Consider the following 25,906-nt stretch of genomic DNA (forward strand, 5'->3'; position numbering starts at 1 on the left):
TCTACCGCATCTTCATGCGAGTCTTTAATCTTACATTTTGTATGAAGCGAGACTCATTATAGCATGGGTAATATGACAGCTGGGGAACCTTTCCCTGCACTTATTTGTGGTATACCAGCATAAAAATATTCCGTCTCAGACTCACGCCTCTTCTCAGCCTCCGGCTAGCACAATCTTGTCCCGAAATAGCAAAATAGTCCTTGCGCCAGCATGGACTATTTTCCCTTATTGCCCCGTACGGTATTCCGTCGGGGTAACACCTGTTACCTTTTTGAACACACGGCTGAAGTAATTCGGATCTTTATATCCGACCAAATAGCAGACTTCCTTCAGGCTAAGCTGACCCTCGCTAATGAGCTCCTTGGCCCTCTCAATGCGCAGTCGTGTCACATAGTCGATGAAAGTTTCTCCGGTTTGCTGTTTGAACACTTTGCTGAAATAATGGGGATTCAAGTGAACAAGCTCCGCAACATCCTCAAGTGAAATATCTTCCTGAAGCTTCTCGTGTATGTAAGTCAGTGCACGATCCAGTACCGTCCACGTCTGGTGCTCACGCTCCTCGCGGATTCGCCTAATGGCTAACTCCACGTAAGTACGCTCCGACAAATTGTCGGCGGCACGCGATTCGACCAGGCTTCGCTGCCCTTCTGTGGGGAGCTCTTTCAGTTCCTCGAAGGACCGCAGGTTGCCCCACTTTTTATCATACGTCGCAGCAAATACCGCTTCAAAGTAGGAAGTTCGAATCCCCTCCATCTCATATCGAATCGAACCAATGCCTATATTCACGTCAATGCCGCGTATCTGCCGCAGGTGTTCTATGAGCTTCTCACCTAAGGAAGCAGCTTCTTCCCGCAAAACCTCGGTATTCAGCTGCGCACGATCAACTAGAAAGATGGCCATATGCCAATGAACCATCGAGCTGACCACACATCCGACACGATTCTTGAGATAACCTTTCGTGAAGGTTTTGACAGTTTCGTAGATTTTCTTCTTATTGGTGCCTGCTTCCTTATCAGATATAGGCCCAAGCTCTGGCAGGGCAAGCACAAGCCCGCATCCCTGATCGGTGGATATCTCCAGTATTTCCGCCAAATACCCGGCATCCGTTTCATTCACAGGATCGGACATAATGACCAGCGCCATTTCCGTTTCGGCCAACGGAAGCAGTTGAAAATAGTTATCCCGCATCGCGAGTTCTCCCTCCCGCTTCCGCCCTTCTTGCTCAATTTCGGCAACTAGGCGCTGTAGGAGCTCAACGATCTGATCCCGTTTGGCTGGTTTGACTAGATAGTCCTTAACCCCTAAGGAAAGAGCCTCTCTCGCATACTCAAATTGCTCGTAGGCGGTCACTAGCACCATTTTCGTCTGAGGATGTCGCGCTTTGATTTCCCTTAGTGCTTCTAAGCCCTGAATACCTGGCATACGGATATCCATTAGGATGATGTGGGGACGGTGCTCGTCCGCTTTTTGAATCGCAGTGCGGCCATTCTCCGCATGAATGACCTCGAATGTATTCGGCATCATCCGCCCGACGATCCATTCGATGCCTTCTCTCTCTAACGCTTCATCATCGGCGATCAGTAAGCGATACATCTCCAACTTCCTCTCCTTCGGCAGGCAGCCGCAGGACGACCTTCGTCCCTCGGCCAGGATCACTTTCAATGTGCACGAGATCCTTTTTGCCATAAAATAAAGCTAATCGCTTGAACACATTTCGTGTTCCTAAACCTGTGGACTGGCCGTTAGGGTGGGCAACCTGCGGTTCCCCGTCCACATCAAGCAGAGCTGCACGGATCTCCTCGCTCATCCCCACCCCATTATCCGATATTGCGACTAGCGTTTCGCCGCTCCCTTGTGTAATCTTAAGCTGAATGACGGCTCCTTCTTCCATTCCCTCGATGCCGTGTACGAACACATTCTCAAGTAACGGCTGCAGCGTAAGCATCGGTACAGGAACGTCCAGGCCGCCCTCATCAATCTCCAGCACAAACTGTATGCGATTACGGAACCTTGCTTGCTGGATGGTGAAATATTGCTTGGCGTGCTCCACCTCATCTCTAAGCCTCACAGGTCGATCTAGCTTTCGTAAATTATATCGGAGTAGATTCGACATGGTGACCGTCAAATCGCTCGTTTGCTCAGCGCCCTCCAACAGGGCAAGCTTGGACAACACATTCAAGGAATTGAAGAGAAAGTGCGGGTTCATTTGATTTTGCAACACCTCGAGCTCCATTTCTTTCAACTGCTTGTCTTTCTCCAATCCTTCCGTTTCCTTCACAATAAGCGCTTTGAGATTATCTTGCATATGTCCAAAAGCTCGCGCTAACACACCAAACTCATGCTCTGCAGGCAAGTGAGGAATGGGTGCATGCAGATCACCGTTCGACATTTGCTGTGCCGCGTGTGCTAGCTGTCTGATTGGGCGCGAGATACCGAGTGAAATGCGATAGGCCAGCACGATACTGATCAAGGTAGTCAGGATGAAAATAACAACCCCCCACTGATTCATCCCCTCCGTTTGGATCAAAATTTGCCGATAGAGTGGCTGATAGTAGCTCAACTCCAAATCAATCAACTGGTAGCCTTCCAGTTGTATGAATGTCGCTGTCCGTTCTGCTTCTTCATAAAAGGCTGTATACGCTAGCGGATCTGGACTGCTGGCTGCTTGGATCACGCCTGCTTCTTGTGTCATGAAGGTATCGACCATATGGGTATAGCTGCGGAACGTGAGGTCGGTCGCTGGAATCGTGTTTTGTGAAGCTAATTTCTGCTGCAATACCTCCAACGCTTCCTTCTGGCGTAAAAAGGCCAACCGGCTGTCCTCGCTTCGGTCCACGATGTAGCCGTTCATAGCACGAAGATTGTCCTGCGTTTGCCCGGCAATTTGCTTGTACAATAATACCCGATTGAGCATAACATTATAGCTTTCTTGTACGGATCTGCCACTATGAAAGATGAAATAAGCCACGGCGTTATTCAAAATAAACAGCGCAGGCAGCACTATAAACAGCATGCGACGTATGTTCACGGGGAACTCACAGGCGTTAGCGTCGTCGCATCGAGAATGTAGGTGCCTATTACATGTTGTTGCGGTAAAGCCGCCCCTTTGAAATACGAATCTAATAGCTGTACAGATACCGCACCTATTTCGTAAGGTTGCTGCACAATGGAAGCCTTGATGGTTCCTTCGCGGATCCCCTGCCTTGTCGCTGCGATATCATCGAAGCCGAACACGAGCGTGCCATCCCGATGCGCAGCTTTCACCCCTTCCACAATGCCTGCGGCATCTAAGGAGCTGAAGCCCACCATCGTCTGGATGGCGGGATATTGTTTGAGCATCGCCTCTGTATGCTTCGCGGCCTGAATGCGGGATATATTCGATGCGCGGATATCTATAATTTCAAAATAGGGCATATTCGCAATAGCAGCACGGAATCCCTCTAAACGCTGCTGCTGATTCTCCGCCTGCTCACTTCCGATAATAACGCCGATTCGCCCCTTGCCGATTGCTGCCCCTGCTACAAGCTCCCCCATCCGTCTGCCCGCTTCCCGATTATCCGTGCCCACATAAGTCAATCTTCGGCTGTCCGGTTCATCCGCATCTAATGTAATCACAGGAATGCCTTGATCGATCGCTTTGCTGATCAACATGTCATACTGCGGCTCCTTAATCCCTTGCACAAGAAGGGCATCCGGTTTCGCTGCAATCGACTTCTCCAACAGGCTCGTTTGCTCAGTTGGATTGATACGGATTGGACCCAAGTAATCAATCTTCATACCACGGCTTGCTGCGGCTTCACTCGCGCCCTTCTCGACCGTTCGCCAGAATGGGTTGTCCAGCTCTTGGGCGATGAGCACAATGTGTTTGAACGGCTGCTGAGCCTCGCTACGCGGCTCCATCTGTCCCACGAGCTGGCCAATATGCGCGGTGGATAGGAGAAATTGAAGCATCACATAGCAAAAAACGAGAAATAAGCCCAGCAGACCGAGCGTCCAGCTTCTATTTCGCATGGTGGCACCTCCTAATCAGCGCATTCGTCCGCTAGGGGACGCTTTTTGTTTAGTATGAACCCGGTGAGGGTTGCACATGCAGGGTTTGCCATAAGGAGGAACATTTAGGGGCTGGCTTGTGAAAGACGGAGCATGGTCGTGAATTTGGATGAGGAAACGAGAATGTGAGCGTGGATTTAGCTATGAGCAGCTAGTTGCTGATTAGCGGGAAAAATTCCATCTATTTTCACCAATATAACCTTGAATGGATGATTAGATGGATTTCATACAGGTAATTCCCCTATATCCGGCTCAATGGAGCATATATGCTCGAATTAGCTGTAGGTTTTCCAGTTAATCGGAGGAATGGGCTGAAATCAGCGGAAATAGCTGTATGTTTTCCAGTAAGTTGAGACGGTGGTGCTTTTGAAGAGTCTTCAGTAAGTCCTTGGCGGAATCGACAGCGGACCCCAGAGAGTCCCACGTGGGTACTCAGAATGTCCTTAAAGTCCTCAGAAAACCCCCGCCCCTCCTACTCCCCTGCACATCGAAAGACTTTCGTAAGGTTTAGGAAAGAGTCATGCATGATGTGTCTAGTAAGATAAGTGTATGAAACTTATTGGAGGTACACATATGAACCGTTTGAGCATTCAACCCGTTGTCGAAGTACGCAATCTGACGAAGCGGATTCGACATAAGAACATCGTGGATCAGATTAGTTTTGAGCTTTTTCCGGGCGAGGTATTCGGCTTTCTCGGGCCCAATGGTGCTGGCAAAACGACAACCATCCGCATGATGGTCGGCCTCATCGGCATGAGCGACGGTGATGTCGCAATCAGCGGACACAGCATTCGCACTAGCTTCCGGGAAGCGATTCGACACGTTGGCGCCATTATCGAGAATCCAGAGCTCTACAAGCATCTCACCGGGATGCAAAATCTGAAGCAATTCGCTCGCATGGTGGGGAATATCCCCCAGAGCCGCATCGACCAGATCGTGCAGCTAGTCGGGTTGTCAGCCCGCATTCACGATAAAGTGAAGACGTACTCGCTCGGCATGCGCCAACGGCTAGGCATCGCCCAGGCCCTGCTCCATAAGCCCGCCGTGCTCATCCTCGATGAGCCGACCAACGGTCTTGACCCGGCAGGCATCCGCGAAATGCGCCAGCTCGTCCGTAAGTTAGCCGCTGAAGAAGGCATCGCGGTGATGGTCTCCTCTCATCTGCTCGCCGAAATGGAGCAAATGTGCGACCGCTTCGGCGTCGTAATCGAAGGGCGTTTGCGAACGACCTTCGCACTTACAGACTTTCAGACGCAGACGAACACACAAACACTCGAAGAGAAATATATCGAGCTCACGGAGGTTGCCAACTATGCTTAATTTCATCAAACTAGTGCAAAATGAGGGCATTAAGATCTTCACCAAAATCGGAACTTGGGTGATGATTGCCTTCATTCCGATTCTTGTTATTGCAGTAGCCTTTCTCTGTAAGTATGCGAATCAAGACGAGCTTACCGTGAACAATGTGTGGGAGTTCTTAGACTTGTGCCTTTCCGCCATTCCAAATCTCATGGATATTGTCACATTGTTTACGATTATCGTTGCCGCGGGCATCGTAGCCTCCGAGTTCTCCGGCGGTACGATCAAATTACTACTGATCCGGCCCTTCAGCCGCTCAACGATCTTACTTTCCAAGTTCGTGACCGTCCTATTGCTCGGGGTTGGCCTTATGCTATTACTTGTATTAACCACTTTTCTTACAGGTGGCATGTTTTTCGGATTTGACGGTGCTTCCGAGCTTCATGCCGGGGCTGCGTTCTCGAATGTGGCTTACTCCTGGAAAGCTATCGGCTATAGCGGCATCGAAATGATCGTCATGGTCACACTAGCGTTCATGTTCTCTTCTGTTTTTCGTGCAAGTTCCATGGCCATCGGGATTTCCTTGTTCTTCTTATTGACCAGTGGGCAATTAGCCTACGTGCTTAAACAATTTGAATGGTCCAAATTTCTGATTTTTGCCAACACGAATTTGCTGAGTTATGTGGATGGCAAACCGCTCATAGCCAGTATGTCTTTATCTTTTTCCTTGATGATGTTGGCCTGTTATCAGCTGCTCTTCCTCGCTCTAGCTTGGTATGTGTTCGCGAAGCGTGATGTTTCTATATAAGCTACATCCGTTTCATTATGAGCGGACAAAGCAGTATACTGGAAGCATATGACATAAAGGTGGAAATGACATGGCTAATCACATTTTGCTTGTAGAAGATGACCCGGCAATTGCTGAAATGGTCCTGGGCCATTTAACCAAAGAGAGTCTCACCGTTCGACATGCCCCTGATGGGGAGGCGGCGCTGCGGCTCTTTGCCGAGGAAGCTTTTGATATGATACTGCTGGATCTGATGCTGCCTGGAGTCGATGGCATGGAAGTGCTGCGCAGGGTGCGGAGTGGAAGTACTGTGCCTGTGCTCATATTGTCCGCGAAAGATAGTGATGTTGAGAAAGCATTGGGTCTCGGCTTTGGAGCTGATGACTATTTGGCGAAGCCATTCTCCCTTATTGAGTTGTCAGCACGTGTAAAAGCAATTTTGCGGCGGGCTTCCCAATATGCCAGTCCTTCAGCACAGGCTGAGCACGCCCTCCTGCGCATTCATGAGCTGACGCTTCATCCCGATGAGCATCTCGTGACCAAAAATGACACACCTCTCAATCTCACTGCGAAGGAACTTCTTATTTTAAAACTATTGATGTCCCATCCCAAACGCGCCTTCTCCAAGGAGCAAATCTATCGCTCAGTATGGAATGACGCTTATTATGACGATGTGAATGCGATTCAGGTCCATATTTCCCGCCTACGGGAGAAGATTGAGGACGATCCTGCGCACCCGCGTTACATTAAGACCGTATGGGGGATTGGTTACAAAATGGGGGATTTCTGATATGGACATTGTGTGGCCTAGCCTGTGTATCCTTCTTGGAATAGTCATCTTCGTTCAATTGAAGATCAGAATCGACCAATCGCGTCATCTCCGCTATTTGCAAACGAAACTAACCGATATTCTTGATCAGGAATCTTCAGAGAAGGTTCATCTCCATACCGATTCCACCCAGCTCCAACGCTTACTCATTGTCATAAACCGACTCCTCGATGCGAATCGCAAAGTGGAAGCTGACTATACTCGCAAGGAAAATGCGATCAAAAAGATGGTCGCCAACATGTCCCATGACTTGAAAACACCGCTTACGGTTGTGCTCGGCCTGACAGAAACACTCGTACATGACCACGCTGCCAGCGAGGAGGAGCGGAAGCGACTCTCCCTCAAGGTTCACGAAAGAACGCTCGACATCCTCAATCTGACGAATCAGTTTTTCGATCTGGCGCGATTGGAATCAGGTGATCGACCTGTCCCTATATCCAAAATCAATCTGAGTGAGGCTTGCCGCAACGGCATTCTTTTCTATTACGAATTAATTGAGTCACAAGGTCTCGAAGTCGATGTCACCATACCCGAAGATCCGATCTATGCGTATGGGAATACGGAGGCACTCGGACGTGTGCTGCAAAATCTACTCTCCAACGCAATTCGTTATGGAAACGATGGCGGGATTATTGGCATCACGTTGCGACAAGACACCGACAGCGTCTATATCGACGTGTGGGATCAAGGTAAGGGGATTAACGAGCGAGATCGCCAGAATGTCTTCGAGCGCCTTTACACGCTGGAGGATTCCAGAAACCAGACCTATCAGGGCAGCGGCCTAGGTCTCACGATTACGAAGCGGTTAGTTGAACTCATGGAAGGGAGTATTTCCCTGGACAGTATTCCTCATGTGAAGACCGTATTTACGGTCCGTTTTCCCACAATCCGCTTTTGAAAGGAACCTTATGTGATGAGCCTTATTCTTCAAACGAAGCAATTGTCTAAAAGGTACAAAAAGACCGAAGTTGTCTCCAGAGTCAACATGCGCGTGCGTCGTGGCGAGATCTACGGGTTCCTCGGCCCGAATGGTGCGGGCAAAACAACGGTCATGCGTATGCTTACGAATCTAATCCCGCCGACTAGCGGTGAAATTGAATTGTTCGGGGCTCCACTAACCCCCCACTCTTACGAAACGATGAAACGAATGGGCAGCATTATTGAGTATCCGATCTTCTATGACCATCTGACTGCACGTGCTAATCTGGAGCTGCACTGCGAATATATGGGCTATTACGATAAAACTGCTATACGTGAAACACTGGATCTCGTTGGACTGTCCGACAGTGGCAATAAACCCGTGAAGGATTTCTCACTTGGCATGAAGCAGCGTCTTGGCATTGGCCGGGCCATCTGTACGAAGCCCGAGTTGCTCATCCTCGATGAGCCCGTCAATGGCATGGATCCATCGGGTATTCGTGAAATCCGTGATCTATTTCGCATGTTGAGCAAGGAATTTGGCATGACGCTGCTCATTTCCAGTCATATTTTACAGGAAATTGAGCAATTGGCTGATACAATCGGCGTCATTAACCATGGAAAGCTGCTCGAAGAGGTATCCATGGAACAGGTTCGTGGACGGCATAACGAGTATACAGAAATTGTCGTGACGGATGTGCCGCGGGCTGTGCTAGTCCTGGAAGATAAGCTGGCTATCGTTAATTATAAAATTATGGACCACAGCACCATACGCATCTATGATCCTCGTCTTGCCCCTGTAGAGCTGAATCGCTTACTTGTGCAGCATGAGATTGGCGTCGAGGCGCTGAACAAAAAGACCCGCTCGCTCGAAGACTATTTCCTCGGGGTCATCGAAGGAGGAAACCATGATGCTATGGAAGCTCATTAAGCTGGAACTGAAGAAAACGAAGTGGCGGGGACTTTTACTTAGCGCCGTGATCACCAATCTCATGGTAGCGCTATGGGTCATAGGTAGCGATGTACCTAATAATGAAATCATAAGCTATGACCGAGCTTTCCAGAGCATTATGAACTATGCCGGGATTACCTTCATTATTTTCGGTTCCGTACTAATGTCCCGAATGGTCATTGACGAGTATCGGAACAAAACGATTACCCTTCTCTTCGCCTACCCCGTGCCTCGTAAACAGGTATTCTTGGCCAAATTGATCATTATCGGGGCTTGGACCTTCGCTACGGTGCTATTCAACAATGTTTTCGTGTTGCTCTCACTTCTATTCTTCAATTCGCATAACCATTACATTACCGAAACGCTAACCAACGACCGGCTTATGAAAGAAGCGATTCGCATCCTGATTTTCGCTTTTGCATGTGGGAGCGTGTCGCTAATTCCGCTCTATTTCGGCATGATTCGGAAGACAATGCCTGCCTTAATCGTGAGTTCATTCTTTCTATCTAACGCTACGATGGTTATTGTCAATAACATCTCCGTCGAGGATAGCTACGGAAAATACTTAACGGCAGCCTTGCTGTGCTTCACGCTCGGGGTTCTTATGGCCTACGCGGGCGTGCGGAGGAGTCAGTTGTAGGCTGGCTTTTCAAACATTACCCTTTAGAGCCCGTATCTGAGCGCTCCTCGCTTTGATAGGGCTTTTTTCACTACATATGAACTGCATGATGTCCATCTATCTGTACAAACTAGGACAAACAACCAAATTTATCAGTTTGACAGTACTTTATCAGTGCTTCTATAATAGTTCGTATACGAATTATTCGCCCACGAAATTTAATTGAAGGAATGAATGAACATGGACGATCAGCAGCAACAGCGTACTCTTGAAATCATTCGGTCCGCACGAGAGGTCAAACAAGCCTTCCACCAGGTGATGAGTAAAGCTTACCAGCATTTAAATATCACACCGATTCAATCATTCGTCCTTCGAAAGCTGAGTGAGAAACCTGGCATCACCCTATCGGAGCTAGCCGAATGTATTCAATTGGGCAAAAGCACGACGAGCGGCATTATCGATCGCATGGTCAGAGATCAACTGGTATCCCGCGAACAATCCAGCACTGACCGCCGTTCGGTCACCCTTAAACTGCTAGACAAGGGCGAGCTGTTGCTTCAACGCGTGCGAGAAAACCAAGTGGAGCGCATGTCTCCGCTCTTGCAAATGTCCGATGATGAAATCGACAGTTTGCTTCGTATTCACCAAAAAATTGTGCGCATCCTGCACCAAGAACTGGAGGAAGATTCTACGTATGAGTAATGCCGTCACGAATACCCTACGAAGAGGCCCAATTGTTGCCTCCCTGCTGATCGCGGCTTTTGTCGCCCTATTAGCTCAAACCTTGTTGAATGTCGCCTTGCCGAGCATGATGAAGGATTTGAATGTCAATGAAAACACCATTCAATGGTTGATCAATGGTTATATGCTCGCGAACGGTGTTCTCGTTCCAATCAGTGCCTTTCTCATTTCTCGCTTTACGACGCGAAATCTATTCTTAGCAGCATCCGGATTCTTCGCACTTGGCACCATCATTTGTGCCTTCTCCCCAGGCTTTAGCCTTTTATTAACCGGGCGTCTCGTTCAGGCGGTTGGTGCTGGTATTCTCATGCCGCTGATGACGATCGTGTTCCTAACGATTTTCCCTGTTGCGGAACGTGGGAAAGCCATGGGTCTTATGGGTCTTGCCATGATCTGTGCGCCTGCCATCGGACCGACATTATCTGGCTGGGTCGTTGAGCATCATTCCTGGCGTGTGCTGTTCTACATCATTTTGCCATTATCCTTATTTGCATTGATTTTCGGCGCTTTTTCCATGAAAAATGTGATCAAAACGTCTACACCTAAATTCGATATTCTTGGCGTTATTTTCTCTACTCTCGGCTTCGGTGGTTTGTTATACGGATTTAGTGATGCTGGATCCGATGGTTGGGGCAGCGCCACTGTTGTTAGTTGCTTAATTATTGGTACCGTAGCCTTGCTTCTATTCGTATGGCGTGAGCTTAAAATAGAAAAACCACTTCTCGAGCTTCGCGTGTTCAAATACAGCATGTTCTCCTTAACCACTGTCATTAATGTCATCATTACGATGGCGATGTTTTCTGCAATGGTCTTGCTGCCGATCTTCTTGCAAAATATCCGTGGATTCTCACCGTTGGATTCTGGACTATTGCTTCTGCCTGGTGCTATCCTGATGGGCATAATGTCCCCTGTGACGGGTATTATTTTTGACAAAATCGGAGGACGTTGGCTGGCTGTTATCGGTTTGACGATTACAACGATTACAACTTACGAATTCAGTCACCTTACAGTTGATTCTACGTATTCCCATCTCATGCTGATCTACACCCTTCGGATGTTCGGGATGTCCATGCTGATGATGCCCATTCAAACAGCGGGCTTGAATCAACTGCCAAGACGTCTGAACGCGCATGGCTCGGCAATGTCCCAGACACTGCGAAATGTCGCGGGGGCGCTAGGTACAGCGCTGCTGGTTACAATTATGACGAATACAGCGACTTCCCACGCGAAAGACCTTGTTATTGCTGGCAAAATCGATCCCAAAGACGCGGCAGCTATGGCCGATGTTACGCATCATGCCACGGTATATGGGATCAATTTCTCCTTTGAAATCGCAACATGGATGACACTCGCCGCGTTAGTGCTGGCCTTCTTTATCAGGAAGACTACCCCAGCCGAAGAACCTAATGTAGAAAAAGCTGCATAAGGGTAAAATAGAACGACAAAAAAGGTCATCTGCAAAGATGACCTTTTTGGCTATGTCTGATTAGTTAATGAAATCTACATATTGCATTAATCGCTTCAACATAACAACGGCTTGAGCACGACTTGCATTTGCAGAAGGCACCAAAGTTGTATCCGTCATTCCGGAAATTATTTTTGCTTCAATAGATTGTGATACAGCCACTTGAGCCCAACTGCTGATGGAGCCTCTATCATCGAAACTTGCCAAAAATTTGCTAGATGTAGTGGGATCAGCGACTTTTTTTCCTGCTGCTTTAATAGCACTTGCGATCATAACCGCCATTTGTTCACGTGTGATCGTGTCGTTCGGTTTGAAACTATTATCTTCAAAACCACTGACTAGCTTAGCTTTTACTGCTGCACCTACAGAGCCAGCAAACCAATCACTAGATATAACATCTGTAAAAGTTGCTGAAGCTGTATCCGAAGTTAATCCTAATGCTCGAACCAACAATGCTGTAAATTCCGCGCGGGTAATATTATTATCCGGAGCAAAACTAGTGTCCGTAGCACCTTTGACGATTAGTTTATTTGCCATCAGCTCGATATCTGCTTTAGCCCAATGCTTGCTTACATCATCAAACGATTTAGTAGAAGAAAGTACAGTATAAATACTGTTTCCATTACGCTTAAAGGTGACTTTAGTAGAGCCGTCTGATTGCTTTTCAAACAACGCAGGCACGAAAGAAAATTGCCCTGTCGTCGGATCGTAAAGGACTACTGTTGCATGGATTGCATCAATAGGAATCGTCAAAACAATAGTTCTATCAACATAAGTTGAACCAAAATTGTTCAATTCAACTGTTTTTCCATTTCCTTCTGCTGTAATTGAAAACTCAATTGCACTCCCTTGCTGGGAAGAAGAAATATCTTGAGCATCTGTTTTGATCTTTGCGTTGATGTCTTTATTAACTGTAGAGATGTGGATTTGAATGTTAATATTCGCACTTGTTGTGCCTAAACTTTGTGCTAGTGACGTAAAATCAATAATGCTAAGAGGTAGTGAATACTCTCCATCATTGGTTTGTAAAGAAATGATTGCATTAGGCATGGTAGTTGCAGCAGTAGCCAATACGGATAATGAAATATTAAAAACGACTGCTTCATCCGTTGGGTTATTGAACGGGATAAAAACGATTGGAGCATCCCCATGGTTATCTTGGGCTGCCGCTTTCTTTAATGCATCAATTAATGCTGGACCATCTTGTGTAACATTGTTTGTTACATGTCCTTTTGCATCTTTAGTTGGTTTAACTACATTTTTGCTGGTATCTACTTCTACAGGCACAGCATTTGAACCAATTGGGGTTACGGTGTTGCTTTTTTCTGGTACGGTTACTCCTGGCCCTCCTGGCCCTCCTGCCCCTCCTGACCCTCCTGGTGTTACTGGTGTTACTGGGGTAGGAGGAGAAGCTACCGTGGCAGTAATTATTACATTAGTGATGTTAGTTCCAGCATGAAAGGTAATCGCCATTGAAGCAGTAGCACTTCCACCATTCACTTTAAAAGTAACAGGGTGGTCATTATTTTCCGAATAGGATCCTTGAACTAATAGTTGCGGTACCAATCCAGAACCACCAAAAGACCCATTCGAATTGATGGCAATCGTTCCAACGGTCTTACCATCTAATATAGCCTCTATCGACCCTGAAGCCGGCGCACCTGTTGTGGAAACGACTGAACCGGATACAGACATAGGTAAGCTAGGTGGAGTACTTTCATCTGCAAAAACTGGCATGGCTGAGAACAAAAACATGAAACATATCATGAAGACTGCTGAAAATTTCAAAGTCCTTTTTTTCAAGTTAATTCCGCCTTTCAAATGAAATGCTTTTTAACAAATACAATGAACGCATCAACATCAAATAAAAAAGGGGCACACTAGAATGTACCCCACTGTATTAGATTATGGTCTATTGTAATAAACCCATGTGTTAAGATCCCAATCATTAAGATCACTAACGTTTCCAGTAGAGATTTGTCCGATTAAGTTTGTTGCTGATTTAGCGTATACCCAATAACCTAATGTATTAATGACTACACCAGTATTAATATTGCTTTTATTATAAACAAATCCTTGACCGTTAGGGCTAATCAACATTGGAATAATGTCAAGTGAATTTCCAGTTAAGAAATCTCTGGGAGATCCACCAATTTCCAAAAATGATGGTCCTACTAAATTCCATCCAATTTCAATTGGTAAGACAGACGGTGGTGTGATATCTGAAGTTGCATTGAAGGTCGCATAAACGTCTTCATTAGTAGAAGCTAGAAGACTAATATACAAAGCTGTTTGTGGCTTGGATAAGTATTGTGCTTGATTCGCCGTTGTTAGTGCTACCCATTGGCTAGTTGTATTGTTATATGCGTAAGCTTTATCCAAAGAAGCAATATGATCTCCAAGAATAGCTTGCAATGTGGCTGTTTTCAAGGCAAACGGAACTGATAATGTATTCCATCCTGTATATAGATGACGAGTCATCCATTTTTGTACGATAATTTCGTTTGAATTGTCGCCATATGAACAAGGATTAAAAGGAGATGCTTGTTGAGCTACATAGATACCAGCAGGAACTTGATCAAACGTTAGATTTCCACTATCGTCAGCATATCTATAGTCATAGTACCCATTGGATTTGTTGTAAAGATAGATATAAGCGTTTGGTAATGCTCCTGTAATGGCTACACCTGTCCCCGTTGTAGTTACGGCAAGGGTTGGTGCATGAGGTTCTATAACGAAAGAATTCACTCTATCGTTTCCATCGTTTGTAGTTTCTATGACTCGGTAGCGTTGTGCTACTGTGGCAGCTGCTGGGAAGGTAAATGATCCACTAGCTGGAACAATAGCGGATAAATAAACATCAGAAGTAACTGTAGTGCTGCCTGAAGTAGTTATTGACACATGATATAATCTCAATTCTGCAGTAGGAATAGCATTACTTACGGTTACGTCACCCTGAGCATTAGTTTGAATTTCCATGCTAGGAAGGTCATTTTTAGCAAGATATTTATACGAGTTTGAATAAGAAGTAAGTGAAGTACCTCCCAGTGCAACAAATGTCTGTTTCACACGATACCATGATCCATTTGGAACGCCTGTAAAATTGGCTATACCATTCGCATCTGCTATTTGTGTAGGTTGAATTGGAACTTCTCCTTGTACATATGGGTTAAATAAAGTAACAACTGCGCCGGGTGTAAGATTAGTTACCTGAACTGTCCCTAGAGCCGTAGGATCCCAGCCAAACGTTGATTCCGGGGCTTTAGGATTTAATGTTATTACATTACTGGCTGCACTTCTAACTGTGCCAGCAAATTCTCTGATCGTATACAGACCAGGAGTTACATCTTTAAATTCAACACTCAATAATGTCTCCCCTGTAGTTATTTGATTACTAATAACAGGGTTCGCATTTACCGCAGAACCTGCTTCAGTACCATTAGCATCATAGAGAACTACTTTTGATGTATCTGAGTCTAAGTATTGAACACGAATACTTCCACTTCCTGAATCTGCGTAAACACCATAATAATTATTATTAAAATTAGGCGTATATTCATCTACCCGGGTAGATCCGCCTGCTGCAGATGCCATAGGCGCTACTGCGCCGAATATGACAATTGTTGCTAATAGTGAAGAAATAATTGCTTTTTTAAATTTGAAAATCATAGTTTCTTTTTCCTCCTATTAATCTATTCGTAATTCAACTTAACTCTACGCTAACGGTGTGCGTTCAACCCTCATTCCTATCGATTTTTGTCATAACTCTATTTCTACTGGCAATTATAGACTTTACACCTACAAATGAAATGTAACTAAAGTTATAGTTTTGAAAATAATGTCGAAAAAACCCATACTTATGGCAGGTATGGGCGTTTTATTCCTATGTAGTTAGACCTATCAAGTTAACATTCTCAACTCTTTCATTCTAGCAACTGTTTGTACGCGTCGTTTAATGCCTAATTTTCCATATAAGCGATTGATATGTCCTTTTACCGTACCTTCCGTTAGTCCGAACCGTTCGGCAATTTCCATGTTGGACAACCCATCTATGATGGCTAAAGCGATATCCAGTTCTCGATTCGTCAGTGGATCGATTAGAGACTCGGATGAGGTAACTACCCTATCTACGTCTGGAACTACCTCCCCACGAGCCCGCTCCACCGTTTTCACCAATCTCTCCTGCACAACAGGCTTCACGATGTAGTCGAATGCATATACATCAAAAGCTGATAAGGCGTATTCCATGTGAGAGGTAATGAACACGATTTTGGTTGCTCGCCCACTCGCCCGCACACGCTCTGCAAACTCCAAGCCATTTTCCCGCGGCATGCTAATATCTACGAAAACCATATCCACCTCGTGCGTGGTCAGGTAATCGTAAGCTTCTTTCGCCGCTGAGAAACTACCCACAACTTCGATATCTGACATTTTGGCGAGCATCCGCTTCATGATGAGATGCATGGCCTTCTCATCGTCGATCAGGATGACTTTCATCTCTCTCGCCCTCCCTCATGAATTGCTAGTTTTGTTGACGCCTCAGGCCGTGTTGGTATAGTGAAATAAAACGTAGTTCCTTCCAAGGGTACACTCTCAAACCAGATTTCCCCACCGTTTAAGTGCACGAACTCCTTGCATAGGGTAAGCCCAAGTCCGACGCCTCGTTCTCCAGCGGTTCCCGTTGACGAAGCCGGATAAGCCTCTTTCAACAACGTACTAGCCTGATCAGATGTCATGCCTGCCCCTGTATCGCTCACCGAAACTACGACGACATCTGCTTCATAGGCGACTCGTAACCGGATCGTGCCTCCGATAGCCGTGAACTTAATCGCATTGGATAACAAATTACGGATAATGAGATCCAGCATTTCTTTATCTGCGTACACGTACGTATCCATAGGAATTTCATTGATCATCTCAAGCTGCTTACTCTCACTGCGGACCTTCATCATACGCAAGTTTGTCTGTATGGTTTGTGCCAAGTCTCGTTCAACTGGGTTGAAAATCATGCCACCTCTCTGACTTCGAAACCATTCGAGTAAACTCTCTACCAACGTAAACGTATTCTGAATCTGTTGGCTCATTTCAAGTACAATCTCTTCATAATCCCCCTCGACATCGCGCAAATCGTCTTCCATAATTTCTACTAAATTGATAAGGACAGCCAATGGATCACGAATATCATGCGCCACGACGTTAAACATTTTGTCCTTGAAGGTATTCAGTTCACTTAATTGCCTAGCATTATCGCGTAAAATCTCCTCCGATCGTACCATTTCGGTGACATCGCTTATCAAGAGCATTTTGCCGGCAGGCTTTTGCGCATGATCATGAATATAGGACATGTGAACATTATAGAATCGCCTATCCGCTAAACCCGATATTGGAATCTTACTTTCCATTGAGGGTCCCTGTAATACCCTTTCAAGCAACATCGGGAATTGTGAGAAAACCTGACCAGCTGGCTGCCCGATCCAATTCGGATCAATGCCTGCAATAACACGCTTCGCTGACTGGTTGAAGCTAGTCAGGATGTTATCCAAATCAAACACCATAACCGCATCCTGCATGGATGCAAACACCTTTTGCAGTGCCAAGGGCGCTAACCGCAGCATATTGAATTGGTAGATCCCCCATAAATAGAAGATGCCTGAGAATATAAAGCCGAATGGGGAAATATCGATTGGCAGGTAGAAGAAACCGCTTAAATATATCAAAGTAAAGCCGAACGGGCCCCATGAACCAATAATCATAAACGCGATTTGTTTCTTCATTCGGGGTGTTGCTTTACGGAACATTTGGATCAACATACCCATACCGACTACAAAAAATGAATACGAGTAAGCAACATGCAGCTTGTATAGCGGTCCTTTTTCCATGGTAACGAGAGGGAAACCTTCGGAGTAATCTAATCTCATACTTGAATAAAATAAATGATGCCACTCATTCGTATTATGGGAAATAAATGTGGTCATCGGTACAATCATGAGGAGCGACACAACCCATTTGCTGACATATTTTTGTCGACCTGTATACTGTAAAACGAGCACGAACCACAGGATGGTGCCAAATGGAATCCCGATATATTCGATGCGCAACCAGAACTGTATTTGCTCTATCGATGTACTAACAACCTCAAAAGCGTAGCCGAAGGTGTAAAATGCTCCCGTTAACACGCCTAAACCATAGCTGATGGCAATGGGAAGCTCTCTTCTTTTCCAACAAAGGTAGGCAATGACTAATGAACAACAGGTCGCAGCAATCAGTAGGACGGATAAATATGCATTATAACTCATTGCTCTAGCCCCCATACGGGAATCATCTTTCATTCCGCATGTTCTATGTTATCAAACTTGCCATGAAATTTGTTGATTTTTAGCGAAATAATCTAACTGGTTATCATTTACATTTTCGAATACCTTCCGAATGAAAAACTAGGTACTAAGTACCATATTTAATATGAAGTAGGATTCTGTAGAAATCTATCGAATTTTATTAAGGAAAGTAAATTTCTAATAGGAGCTTCATGGAGGATTTATTGTGGATAATGTAGTCATCACGGGTTTTGGTATCAAAGCCCCTCATATTGATAACAAGATGCAATTTAAGACGGTCTTGGAACATGGGATATGCACGCATCGCGTGATAAAGAGCCAAATAAACGATCTAAACTTTGTTTGCGGCGTTATTGATAACGACTTTAAAATCGTTCGAGGCAAAAATCTGAAGCGATATCCACGGATGGCTCGATTTGCTATGGCAGCTGCTGATGATGCGATGGAGATGGCCGGTATTGACGACAGAGGTTCTCTGCGTATTGCCGTAATTTTGGGAACATCCGCAGCGGGCATTTCCGAAATGGAAGAATATTCTGCAGGCGGTGCCGTATATGAGAAATTGCCCATTCATAGTGTAGCATTAGCTAATGCGCACAGTTTATCTGCAGCGGTGGCTCATCATTTGGACATAAGGGGGCAGGTTTATACAATCACGACAGGCTGTACATCAAGCTCCGACGCAATCTGCATGGGGAAACTTCTCCTGGATAGCGGAATGGCAGATGTTTGTATAGTGGGTGGTTCCGATGCGGCCATTACGGGATGGACGATGAAAGGTTTTTTGAAAATCCAAGGGATCACGCCCGATGTTGATATTATGGAAACTGGCGTTCCTTTTTCCAATGCTCATCAAGGATTTGTATTGGCTGAAGGCGCCGGTGTTCTTATCTTAGAACGTGAGAAAGAAGCTAAAGCAAGAGGAGCCTCTCTTTACGGTGCTATCAAAGGGACTGCCTCTTACAATGAAGGCACCTCCATTCTGCAAAGCGACGAAACAGGACAAAATATGTTGCAAGCTCTTCGAACCGCTGTAGGCGAACATATTCCGACGTATTTGAACAGCCAGGCTCTTGGTTTGAAAGTAAATGACCGAGTAGAAAGTATCATCCATGAAACCTTATTTGGTCCATCGGTTCCCATCACCTCAATTAAAGGTATGACAGGACACACGCTAGGGTCTATGGGAGTCATTCAAGTCATCTCTTCCCTTCTTAGCATGGAATACGGCTTTATACCTCCGACTATTAAAACGAATGCCGAAGGATTCGAGAATCTGCCAATCGTGCTAGAAACTCGATATCAGAACATCCAAAGCGTGGCTATTACCACACATGGATACGGAGGCAACAACACTTGTCTATTTGTCACCAAGATTGACTGAGAGGTGATTTTATGTTCCTGTTATTGCTATTAATTATTACATTTATTCCGCTTTTCGTTGGTTTGACCATCTTATTTATGTTCGAGAAGACCAAGTTGGCGAGAGCTATTTTCATGTTTTTATTTTTTGCTTCCATGTGGGAGTTAGACACCGCCGTTTTGTATGCACACCATCTACTGTCTGAAACAACCATTGAGTTTTTATTTCGTTTCTTCAGGTTTGGTTCTATCATGCTTACACCCGCTTTGATCTATGTGGCGTACAGTATGGCCAGCGAAGTAGCGGAGAGTCAGAAATCTCGATGGCTTCGGGTAGCGGTGAGTAAAACCATGGTGGTATTGGTGTTTTCCTGGAGCCTATTTGTCTATCTGATCGGTTGGACCAATCTAGGGATCCAAAATCTGTATCTTGTCAAAATGGACAGCCTTACTGACTTCATGTTTCCAGCTAACGGGCCTTGGGCAGGGGTTTTCCATCTCAATGTCGTGCTACTTATCATCAGCTTGTTATTCTCATTCGTTGTCAGCCTGAAAATAACGGAGAAAGATAAACGTACTTTCCTGCTTGTCTTCACGTCTGTCATAGCTGTTGGTTATAGCATTGGTATTCTGAATCTATTTGAAAAATACAGATTATATCCAAGCGCTATTGCTGTTATGCTTTTCGCGATTACGACATTCATTGCATTCACACGCATGCATACGAAAATCGTGAAATACATGGCTTATCACGACGCACTAACGGGTCTGCCGAACCAAAGATTGTTCAAAAATCGGCTGAACACTGCACTTGAATCCGCAAAACGGAACAATACCAGCATCGCGGTTCTCTATATGGATCTAGATCGATTCAAGCTTATTAATGATACGCTCGGACATAATGTCGGTGATGTGCTGCTACAGAATGTCGCTGGGCGAATCACCGAATGTCTAAGCAAACAAGCAACGATTTCCCGGCAAGGTGGCGATGAATTTACGATTATTCTTTCAGGGCATACGCAGGAAGAACTTGAACAAGCCATACAGGATATTTTGTACGCCTTTAGCAAGCCCTTCACCTTGCAGGAGTATCAGTTATTTGTCACTCCTAGTATCGGCATCAGCTTATATCCATCTGGCGGAGAGAGGGCGGACATCTTGATAAAGAATGCGGACACGGCGATGTACCGTGCCAAAGATAAAGGAAAAAACACCTATCAATTCTTTAATGAAACGATGGGAATTCAAATTCATCAGAAGCTAAATATGGAAAATGCACTGCGCAAAGCTTTGGAAGAAAATCAATTCGTTGTTCATTATCAACCCAAGGTTGATGTACTTACTGGGAGAATTACGGGAGCCGAAGCCTTAATTCGTTGGCAGCATCCCGAATTGGGCTTCATTGCCCCCTCGGAGTTCATTCCTTTGGCAGAAGAAACCGGGCTGATCGTTCCAATTGGTCAGTGGGTACTTCACACCGCTTGTAAGCAATTCAAAGCTTGGCAAACCCAAGAAATGCTGCACATGTCGGTTGCCGTTAATCTATCGATGCTGCAACTGAGACAGGAAAACTTCATCGAAATGGTCGAGCAAGTCCTGAATGAAACCGGACTCGCACCGCAGGATCTGGAGTTCGAGATTACGGAAAGTAACGCCATGAACAACGTCGATCTTTTCATACAGAAATTAATCGCTTTGAAGAAATTAGGGGTCGGCATTTCCATTGATGATTTCGGGACAGGCTACTCCTCATTCGGCTATTTGAAGCAATTGCCTATTGATACCCTGAAGATCGACAGGTCTTTCATTAATGACATCACGAATTCAGAGGAAGATGCCGCGATTGTGCAGGCGATTATTGCCATGGCTCATATTTTGAAGCTGAAAGTCGTAGCTGAAGGCGTTGAAACGGCCAGTCAACTCACGTTATTAGAACAATTTCAGTGCAACGCTGTACAAGGTTACTATTTGAGTCGGCCATTAGCCGCTGAAGCTTATGTGAAAATGCTTAGAAGCAACGTTGTATGTTAAAGTAAACATCCCATCCCGCAACAAAAGGCTGTTAGGTAACGTAGATGCTTCTACATGACCTAACAGCCTCTTCTGTTTACAAACCAATTATGCCGCCACATCTCGCTTCGTGAATACTAGCCATGCTACTAAGTTGAAAGTGAAGAAATAGATGCTCAATACGATAATCGAGAATTGAAGCGTCATCCCCGTCTGATACGGGCGGCCGCTCAAATACTGAGACAGATCAATATTAGCAAATAGCAGGTATTTACTCCATTCGTAAGGCTGCAAGAGCTCCAAGAAGATCGCTCCCGCAAATAAAGCAAAGATGGAAAAGCCAATCGCCATGATACTGCTGCGGAAAGCAGAAGAAATCATGAAGGCCATGGTGACGAAAATAATCGTAGACACACCATTGAGCAGATAAGTTTTCCATAGGTTAGCAACCATGCTTTTCTCTACAACCTGGCCCGCTGCATCGGTGGTTACTAGGGGTAGGTCAATCAACCCAAACTTATATAGAATCCCGTTTACTAGAATAGACACAACGAACAGAATAATTAATAAGAATAAACCAAAAGCAATCATCGATATATATTTGGACACTAGAATCTTTGTTCGATTGGCAGGTCGAATCAAGAGCAGCTTGATGGTCCCTGTTGTGAATTCCCCAGCCAAGCTGTCCCCTGCAACAATAACGGTGAACAAGGTGATTAAGATAATTAAGTGCGCCGAATCGTTAATTCCGCTCCACATGGTCCCCCCTTCCGGGTGAATATTATGCTCGAGATGGTAGTCGTACCTAGCAATCTGCTTTTCGATGCTGGCCTTGCTCTCAGCACTCCGTTTCGGCTCTTTCAGCGCATCGGTGAGCTCCTGCTTCTGCTCGATCACGTGATTCCGCCACGCATCGACCTCTCCCGATTTGTCATCATAATACCAATCCATGAAACTGCCTAAGAAAACGGCGCCAATCATGATAGCGACCATGATCCATGTACGTACACGACGGTAGAGCTTCATATTTTCGTTTAGAAACAAATTAACCAACTTGCTCACCTCCTGTCATTTCCAAGAACCGATCTTCTAGTGATTGTCGCAGCACCTGGACACCGTAGATCCGGATATCTCTACGCATCAGGTCTGCCAAAATGTCAGGAATACAGTCTCTCTCTGTCACAACCTCTACGCCTTGTGGAACAATCTTTACTTCTTTCACACCTGTCCTACCAACAATAGCTGAGTGTACCAGCTCCGCAGGTGTAGCTTCGATTAAGTAAGTTTGCGTCCCATCCTGCGAATCTGCCATGAAATCTTGAATCGTCTTCACATCCACTAGCTTGCCTTGCTGAAGAATGGCAACACGATCACACATCAGCTCCATCTCGCTCAGCAAATGACTAGAAACAATCACGGTGATGCCTTCCGATCGCGTCAAATAACGCAGGTAATCACGCAGTTCACGTATCCCTGCAGGGTCTAGGCCATTCGTCGGCTCATCCAGAATGAGCAGTGATGGCCTGTGCAGCAACGCCTGAGCGACCCCCAGTCGCTGGCGCATACCGAGCGAATACTTTTTCACCTTATCATGTATCCGCGTCTCCAACTTCACCAGCTTGACCACTTCGTCAATGCGTTCCTTCGTAACTCCGGGAACCATGCGCGCATAATGAATAAGGTTATGATAGCCACTTAAATACTTATACATTTCCGGATTCTCAACAATTGCTCCCACATGGCGGATCGCTTGCTCAAAGTCATGCTTAATGTTCTTCCCTTTAATTACAATTTCGCCCTGCGTGATAGACATTAATCCAACCATCATACGGATCGTTGTCGTCTTCCCTGCACCATTGGGCCCGAGGAATCCGAAGATCTCACCTTGCGGTACGTCAAACGTTAGATTATCAATAATGGTTGTTCGCCCGATCCTCTTCGTAACCCCGCGCAGACTTACAATAGGTTCACTGCTCATGGATAAGCCTCCTTCTCGATTTAGTTAACTTGGAAAATGATATCGCCTGAGGCCACCTTGGCCTCTATTTTTCTTGTCCCTTTGCCTAAGACACCGTTCATGCGGGTGTCAAATTCGTTTTCGGTACCCTTTTGGATAGGTAAAGAAAGTAAGGATTGAATGCGTCCCGCACTCACCGCAGCATCCAACGTATACCCCTCATCTTTGGACAAAATGAACGTCAGATTACCGCCCGCGTTCGACACTACTTGCGTGTCTCCCTGGATATGGTCAAATTTCATATCGGAACCATGTCCTACAACGGAAACAGCACCTTTCATTTCACGAAAGAATACGGAACCGTATTTCGTTTTCCCTGTTACTTCCCCTGTAATGTCTGTTAGATCGGTATCGCCTGATTGATGATCGAGGACCAGATTACCTTGCATACGATCCATATTGGCATTACTAGATCGGTTCACCAATTCCACATTTCCCTTAATGTCGGCCATGTATAGACTTCCATAGGAGGATTTCACTTTGAGATCTCCCTTTACATTGACTATTTCCATGAGCCCACTGGTAGATGTAGCCGTAACATTCCCGTTAATCCCGCTGATTCGCACAGCGCCATCTTCATTCTCAATCGTCGACTTCATCATTTCGGGGATAGCAAGTACATAATCGATAGATACATAGTCGGAATCAATGGCCTTTCCGTTCGCTTTCGTAACAAACGTGAGTTGTCCATTCTGGAGTTCTTGTTCGACCTTAACAGCGTCTCGCCTGCGATTAGCCACCTCTGTATTCGCGGCAGTTACTGTCACCGTAGCCTGTAACCGAATCGTAGACGTCTCCGAACGTTGTACGGATATTTTGCCTTTTTGACTTGTTAGCAGTACTTCCTTGATCTCTGGCTTGTTAATTTCTGATTGAAGCTGCGCGGTTGCCGTTACAGCTCGCCTCTCGCCGATATAGGCCTCTGTCTTCTCTTCGTTCACGAATTGCTCGACGAACGCTTGAAAAACATCTTCCTTACGGATGAACACATCCAGAATGGAGAGTAGGAACAGCATCACAACGGAGATGAGAAGAACACTTCTTTTTTGCCGGAACGACATCCTCACACCTCCACTTCTTTCTCGAAAATGAATCCATTCAGCGCTATTAACCCTATACAGAGTAAGCCGAGGACAATAAAAGGTCCCGAATGCAAGAAAGCCATATCTGAATCCTTATGTCCAATCACGATCTCAGGCGTCCAGACCAGCAGGTTCGATAGCAGCGGGCTGATAAGAAGGGACAGCCAGATGATGCCAAAAAAGGCGCTAACCATCACAAACCATTTGAATTTTGCTACGAGCTGCCCACATAGGAACGTGAACTGCACGACAATTAATAAGAACAACATAACGAAAAGGCAGATCCAGTAGAGATTGAGCACTAGACTCATAAGGCTGGGCCCTAGCTCCGACCAATCCTCGCTTGTGCTTACTTCCTCCCACATCACACGGAGTAACAAGCTCGCAAAGCTTGCTGCAATCACGATGGACGTGGCAATTAGCAAGGATAGCACTGCCGCTAGCTTGGCCGCTAGCACCTTCCACCCCCGAATAGGTAAGGAAAGGAGGAGGTAAATCGAGTTCGTTCTCCACTCCACATGGAGTTGATAGTAGCCCGTTCCAATCGCTAAGGCGACTAAGAATAAATAAGGTATAATGAGTGCCAATACCATCGTCGCATCCATTTGGAAATCGGCGCTTTTGTACAAAACAATTACGTGCAGCGCAACCACACCCACTGTGAAAAAACCGAATAAGGGCGAAATACTTTTTATTTCTTTCTTAAATAGGTTCCAGAGTGCCATCTACCCGTACACCTTCTCCCAAATGTTCTCTAACGAGCAGCCGTACGTCTCGCGCAAATTCTCCGTTGAGTCGAATATCGTAACCTGCCCATTCTGTAGAAAAATAACGTCATCAAACATAGGCTCAGATTCATTCACCGAATGGGTGGAAAGCACAATCGTCTGCTCATCCGATTGGAACTCACTGATGATGGAGCGGATAATTTTGGCTCGCGACGAAGGGTCAATACCAGAGAACGGCTCGTCCAGCAGGATTAACGGCACTTTCCGAGATAACGCTGCAATTAATTTCAAGCGCGCCCGCATCCCTTTGGACAGATTCCGAACCTTCTGGTTCTCATCCAGCTCCATTTTGATAACCATTTCCGCCGCTCTGTCTGCCTGCCAATCCTTGTAGAACCCTGAGATAAATTTCAGCGTCTCCTTCACCGTCATCCACCCATATAGATGATCAATCTCAGGTAAATAAGCGACATGCTGTTTATTGTGGACATCCGGCTTCCTCCCACCAACGAGAATCGTGCCCGAAGTTGGATAGATTAGACCGGCCATCATCTTGAGCAGTGTCGATTTCCCACTCCCGTTCGGCCCCAGTAAGCCGACAATCGTCCCCTTCTTAACCTGAAGGTCGATGCCTCTTATGGCTTGTTTTAATAAATACTTCTTCTGAATGCCTTTGAGCTCAATCATGTACGGATTCTCTTCGCTCGACACG

At 45.8% G+C, this 25,906-nt stretch carries 22 protein-coding genes; 10 read left to right on the forward strand and 12 right to left on the reverse strand.

Annotated features, from left to right (window positions below; all coding sequences use genetic code 11):
* Window positions 1-225: 225 nt before the first annotated feature.
* The 3 genes from ASL11_RS28915 to ASL11_RS28925 are packed head-to-tail and all read right to left on the reverse strand — an operon-like array spanning window position 226 to window position 4,011.
* Entirely contained in the window at window positions 226-1,593 is a 1,368-nt protein-coding gene (locus ASL11_RS28915) for a response regulator transcription factor (protein ID WP_056622457.1), read from the reverse strand.
* Window positions 1,568-3,028, reverse strand: a complete 1,461-nt coding sequence (locus ASL11_RS28920; RefSeq protein ID WP_056622460.1) for a sensor histidine kinase — start codon at window positions 3,026-3,028, stop codon at window positions 1,568-1,570. The genes ASL11_RS28915 and ASL11_RS28920 overlap by 26 nt, the downstream gene beginning before the upstream one ends.
* Entirely contained in the window at window positions 3,025-4,011 is a 987-nt protein-coding gene (locus ASL11_RS28925) for a substrate-binding domain-containing protein (RefSeq protein ID WP_056622462.1), read from the reverse strand. The genes ASL11_RS28920 and ASL11_RS28925 overlap by 4 nt, the downstream gene beginning before the upstream one ends.
* Before the next feature lie 612 nt (window positions 4,012-4,623).
* Between ASL11_RS28925 and ASL11_RS28930 the strand changes: the two genes are divergently transcribed.
* From ASL11_RS28930 to ASL11_RS28965, 8 genes are all read left to right on the forward strand, one after another.
* Window positions 4,624-5,370, forward strand: coding sequence for an ABC transporter ATP-binding protein (locus tag ASL11_RS28930; protein ID WP_056622465.1), 747 nt, complete (start codon window positions 4,624-4,626; stop codon window positions 5,368-5,370).
* Complete coding sequence (locus tag ASL11_RS28935; RefSeq protein WP_056622467.1) at window positions 5,363-6,157, forward strand: ABC transporter permease; 795 nt, start codon at window positions 5,363-5,365, stop codon at window positions 6,155-6,157. Before ASL11_RS28930 ends, ASL11_RS28935 begins: the two co-directional genes overlap by 8 nt.
* A gap of 70 nt (window positions 6,158-6,227) precedes the next feature.
* Window positions 6,228-6,926, forward strand: a complete 699-nt coding sequence (locus ASL11_RS28940) for a response regulator transcription factor (protein ID WP_056622468.1) — start codon at window positions 6,228-6,230, stop codon at window positions 6,924-6,926.
* Window position 6,927: 1 nt separating this feature from the next.
* Complete coding sequence (locus ASL11_RS28945) at window positions 6,928-7,863, forward strand: sensor histidine kinase (RefSeq protein ID WP_056622470.1); 936 nt, start codon at window positions 6,928-6,930, stop codon at window positions 7,861-7,863.
* A 15-nt stretch (window positions 7,864-7,878) separates the two neighbouring features.
* A complete protein-coding gene (locus ASL11_RS28950) occupies window positions 7,879-8,814 on the forward strand; it encodes an ABC transporter ATP-binding protein (RefSeq protein ID WP_056622472.1) in 936 nt (311 codons plus the stop codon).
* On the forward strand, window positions 8,792-9,475 hold the full coding sequence (locus ASL11_RS28955; RefSeq protein ID WP_082595924.1) for an ABC transporter permease: 684 nt from the start codon (window positions 8,792-8,794) through the stop codon (window positions 9,473-9,475). Before ASL11_RS28950 ends, ASL11_RS28955 begins: the two co-directional genes overlap by 23 nt.
* A gap of 219 nt (window positions 9,476-9,694) precedes the next feature.
* Window positions 9,695-10,156 (forward strand): MarR family winged helix-turn-helix transcriptional regulator, encoded by a 462-nt coding sequence (locus ASL11_RS28960; RefSeq protein WP_056622476.1) that lies wholly within the window; start codon window positions 9,695-9,697, stop codon window positions 10,154-10,156.
* Window positions 10,149-11,621, forward strand: coding sequence for a DHA2 family efflux MFS transporter permease subunit (locus ASL11_RS28965; protein ID WP_056622478.1), 1,473 nt, complete (start codon window positions 10,149-10,151; stop codon window positions 11,619-11,621). Before ASL11_RS28960 ends, ASL11_RS28965 begins: the two co-directional genes overlap by 8 nt.
* Window positions 11,622-11,681: 60 nt before the next feature.
* Here ASL11_RS28965 and ASL11_RS28970 read toward each other — a convergent pair whose 3' ends face one another.
* From ASL11_RS28970 to ASL11_RS28985, 4 genes are all read right to left on the reverse strand, one after another.
* Entirely contained in the window at window positions 11,682-13,463 is a 1,782-nt protein-coding gene (locus ASL11_RS28970; RefSeq protein ID WP_056622479.1) for an S-layer homology domain-containing protein, read from the reverse strand.
* Window positions 13,464-13,565: 102 nt separating this feature from the next.
* Window positions 13,566-15,329: a hypothetical protein gene (locus tag ASL11_RS28975; RefSeq protein WP_056622482.1), complete on the reverse strand. Its 1,764-nt coding sequence runs from the start codon at window positions 15,327-15,329 to the stop codon at window positions 13,566-13,568.
* 231 nt (window positions 15,330-15,560) lie between these two features.
* On the reverse strand, window positions 15,561-16,157 hold the full coding sequence (locus ASL11_RS28980) for a response regulator transcription factor (protein WP_056622484.1): 597 nt from the start codon (window positions 16,155-16,157) through the stop codon (window positions 15,561-15,563).
* Window positions 16,154-17,956: a sensor histidine kinase gene (locus tag ASL11_RS28985; RefSeq protein ID WP_056622486.1), complete on the reverse strand. Its 1,803-nt coding sequence runs from the start codon at window positions 17,954-17,956 to the stop codon at window positions 16,154-16,156. The genes ASL11_RS28980 and ASL11_RS28985 overlap by 4 nt, the downstream gene beginning before the upstream one ends.
* A gap of 244 nt (window positions 17,957-18,200) precedes the next feature.
* Here ASL11_RS28985 and ASL11_RS28990 point away from each other — a divergent pair, with 244 nt between their 5' ends.
* Complete coding sequence (locus tag ASL11_RS28990) at window positions 18,201-19,379, forward strand: beta-ketoacyl synthase N-terminal-like domain-containing protein (protein WP_056622488.1); 1,179 nt, start codon at window positions 18,201-18,203, stop codon at window positions 19,377-19,379.
* Between the two features lie 11 nt (window positions 19,380-19,390).
* Entirely contained in the window at window positions 19,391-21,388 is a 1,998-nt protein-coding gene (locus ASL11_RS28995) for a putative bifunctional diguanylate cyclase/phosphodiesterase (protein ID WP_056622490.1), read from the forward strand.
* 87 nt (window positions 21,389-21,475) lie between these two features.
* Here ASL11_RS28995 and ASL11_RS29000 read toward each other — a convergent pair whose 3' ends face one another.
* Genes ASL11_RS29000 through ASL11_RS29020 form a run of 5 tightly spaced genes read right to left on the reverse strand, consistent with a single transcriptional unit; the run spans window position 21,476 to window position 25,905 of the window.
* A complete protein-coding gene (locus ASL11_RS29000) occupies window positions 21,476-22,420 on the reverse strand; it encodes an ABC transporter permease (RefSeq protein ID WP_056622492.1) in 945 nt (314 codons plus the stop codon).
* Window positions 22,413-23,345: an ABC transporter ATP-binding protein gene (locus ASL11_RS29005; RefSeq protein ID WP_056622494.1), complete on the reverse strand. Its 933-nt coding sequence runs from the start codon at window positions 23,343-23,345 to the stop codon at window positions 22,413-22,415. Before ASL11_RS29005 ends, ASL11_RS29000 begins: the two co-directional genes overlap by 8 nt.
* Before the next feature lie 20 nt (window positions 23,346-23,365).
* Window positions 23,366-24,445 carry a hypothetical protein gene (locus ASL11_RS29010; protein WP_056622496.1) on the reverse strand — a complete coding sequence of 360 codons (1,080 nt, stop codon included), beginning with the start codon at window positions 24,443-24,445 and terminating at the stop codon, window positions 23,366-23,368.
* A 2-nt stretch (window positions 24,446-24,447) separates the two neighbouring features.
* On the reverse strand, window positions 24,448-25,191 hold the full coding sequence (locus ASL11_RS29015; RefSeq protein ID WP_056622498.1) for a hypothetical protein: 744 nt from the start codon (window positions 25,189-25,191) through the stop codon (window positions 24,448-24,450).
* Entirely contained in the window at window positions 25,192-25,905 is a 714-nt protein-coding gene (locus tag ASL11_RS29020) for an ABC transporter ATP-binding protein (protein ID WP_056622500.1), read from the reverse strand.
* Between the last annotated feature and the right edge of the window lies 1 nt (window position 25,906).

Source organism: Paenibacillus sp. Soil750, assembly GCF_001428045.1.
Taxonomy (GTDB): domain Bacteria; phylum Bacillota; class Bacilli; order Paenibacillales; family NBRC-103111; genus Paenibacillus_E; species Paenibacillus_E allorhizoplanae.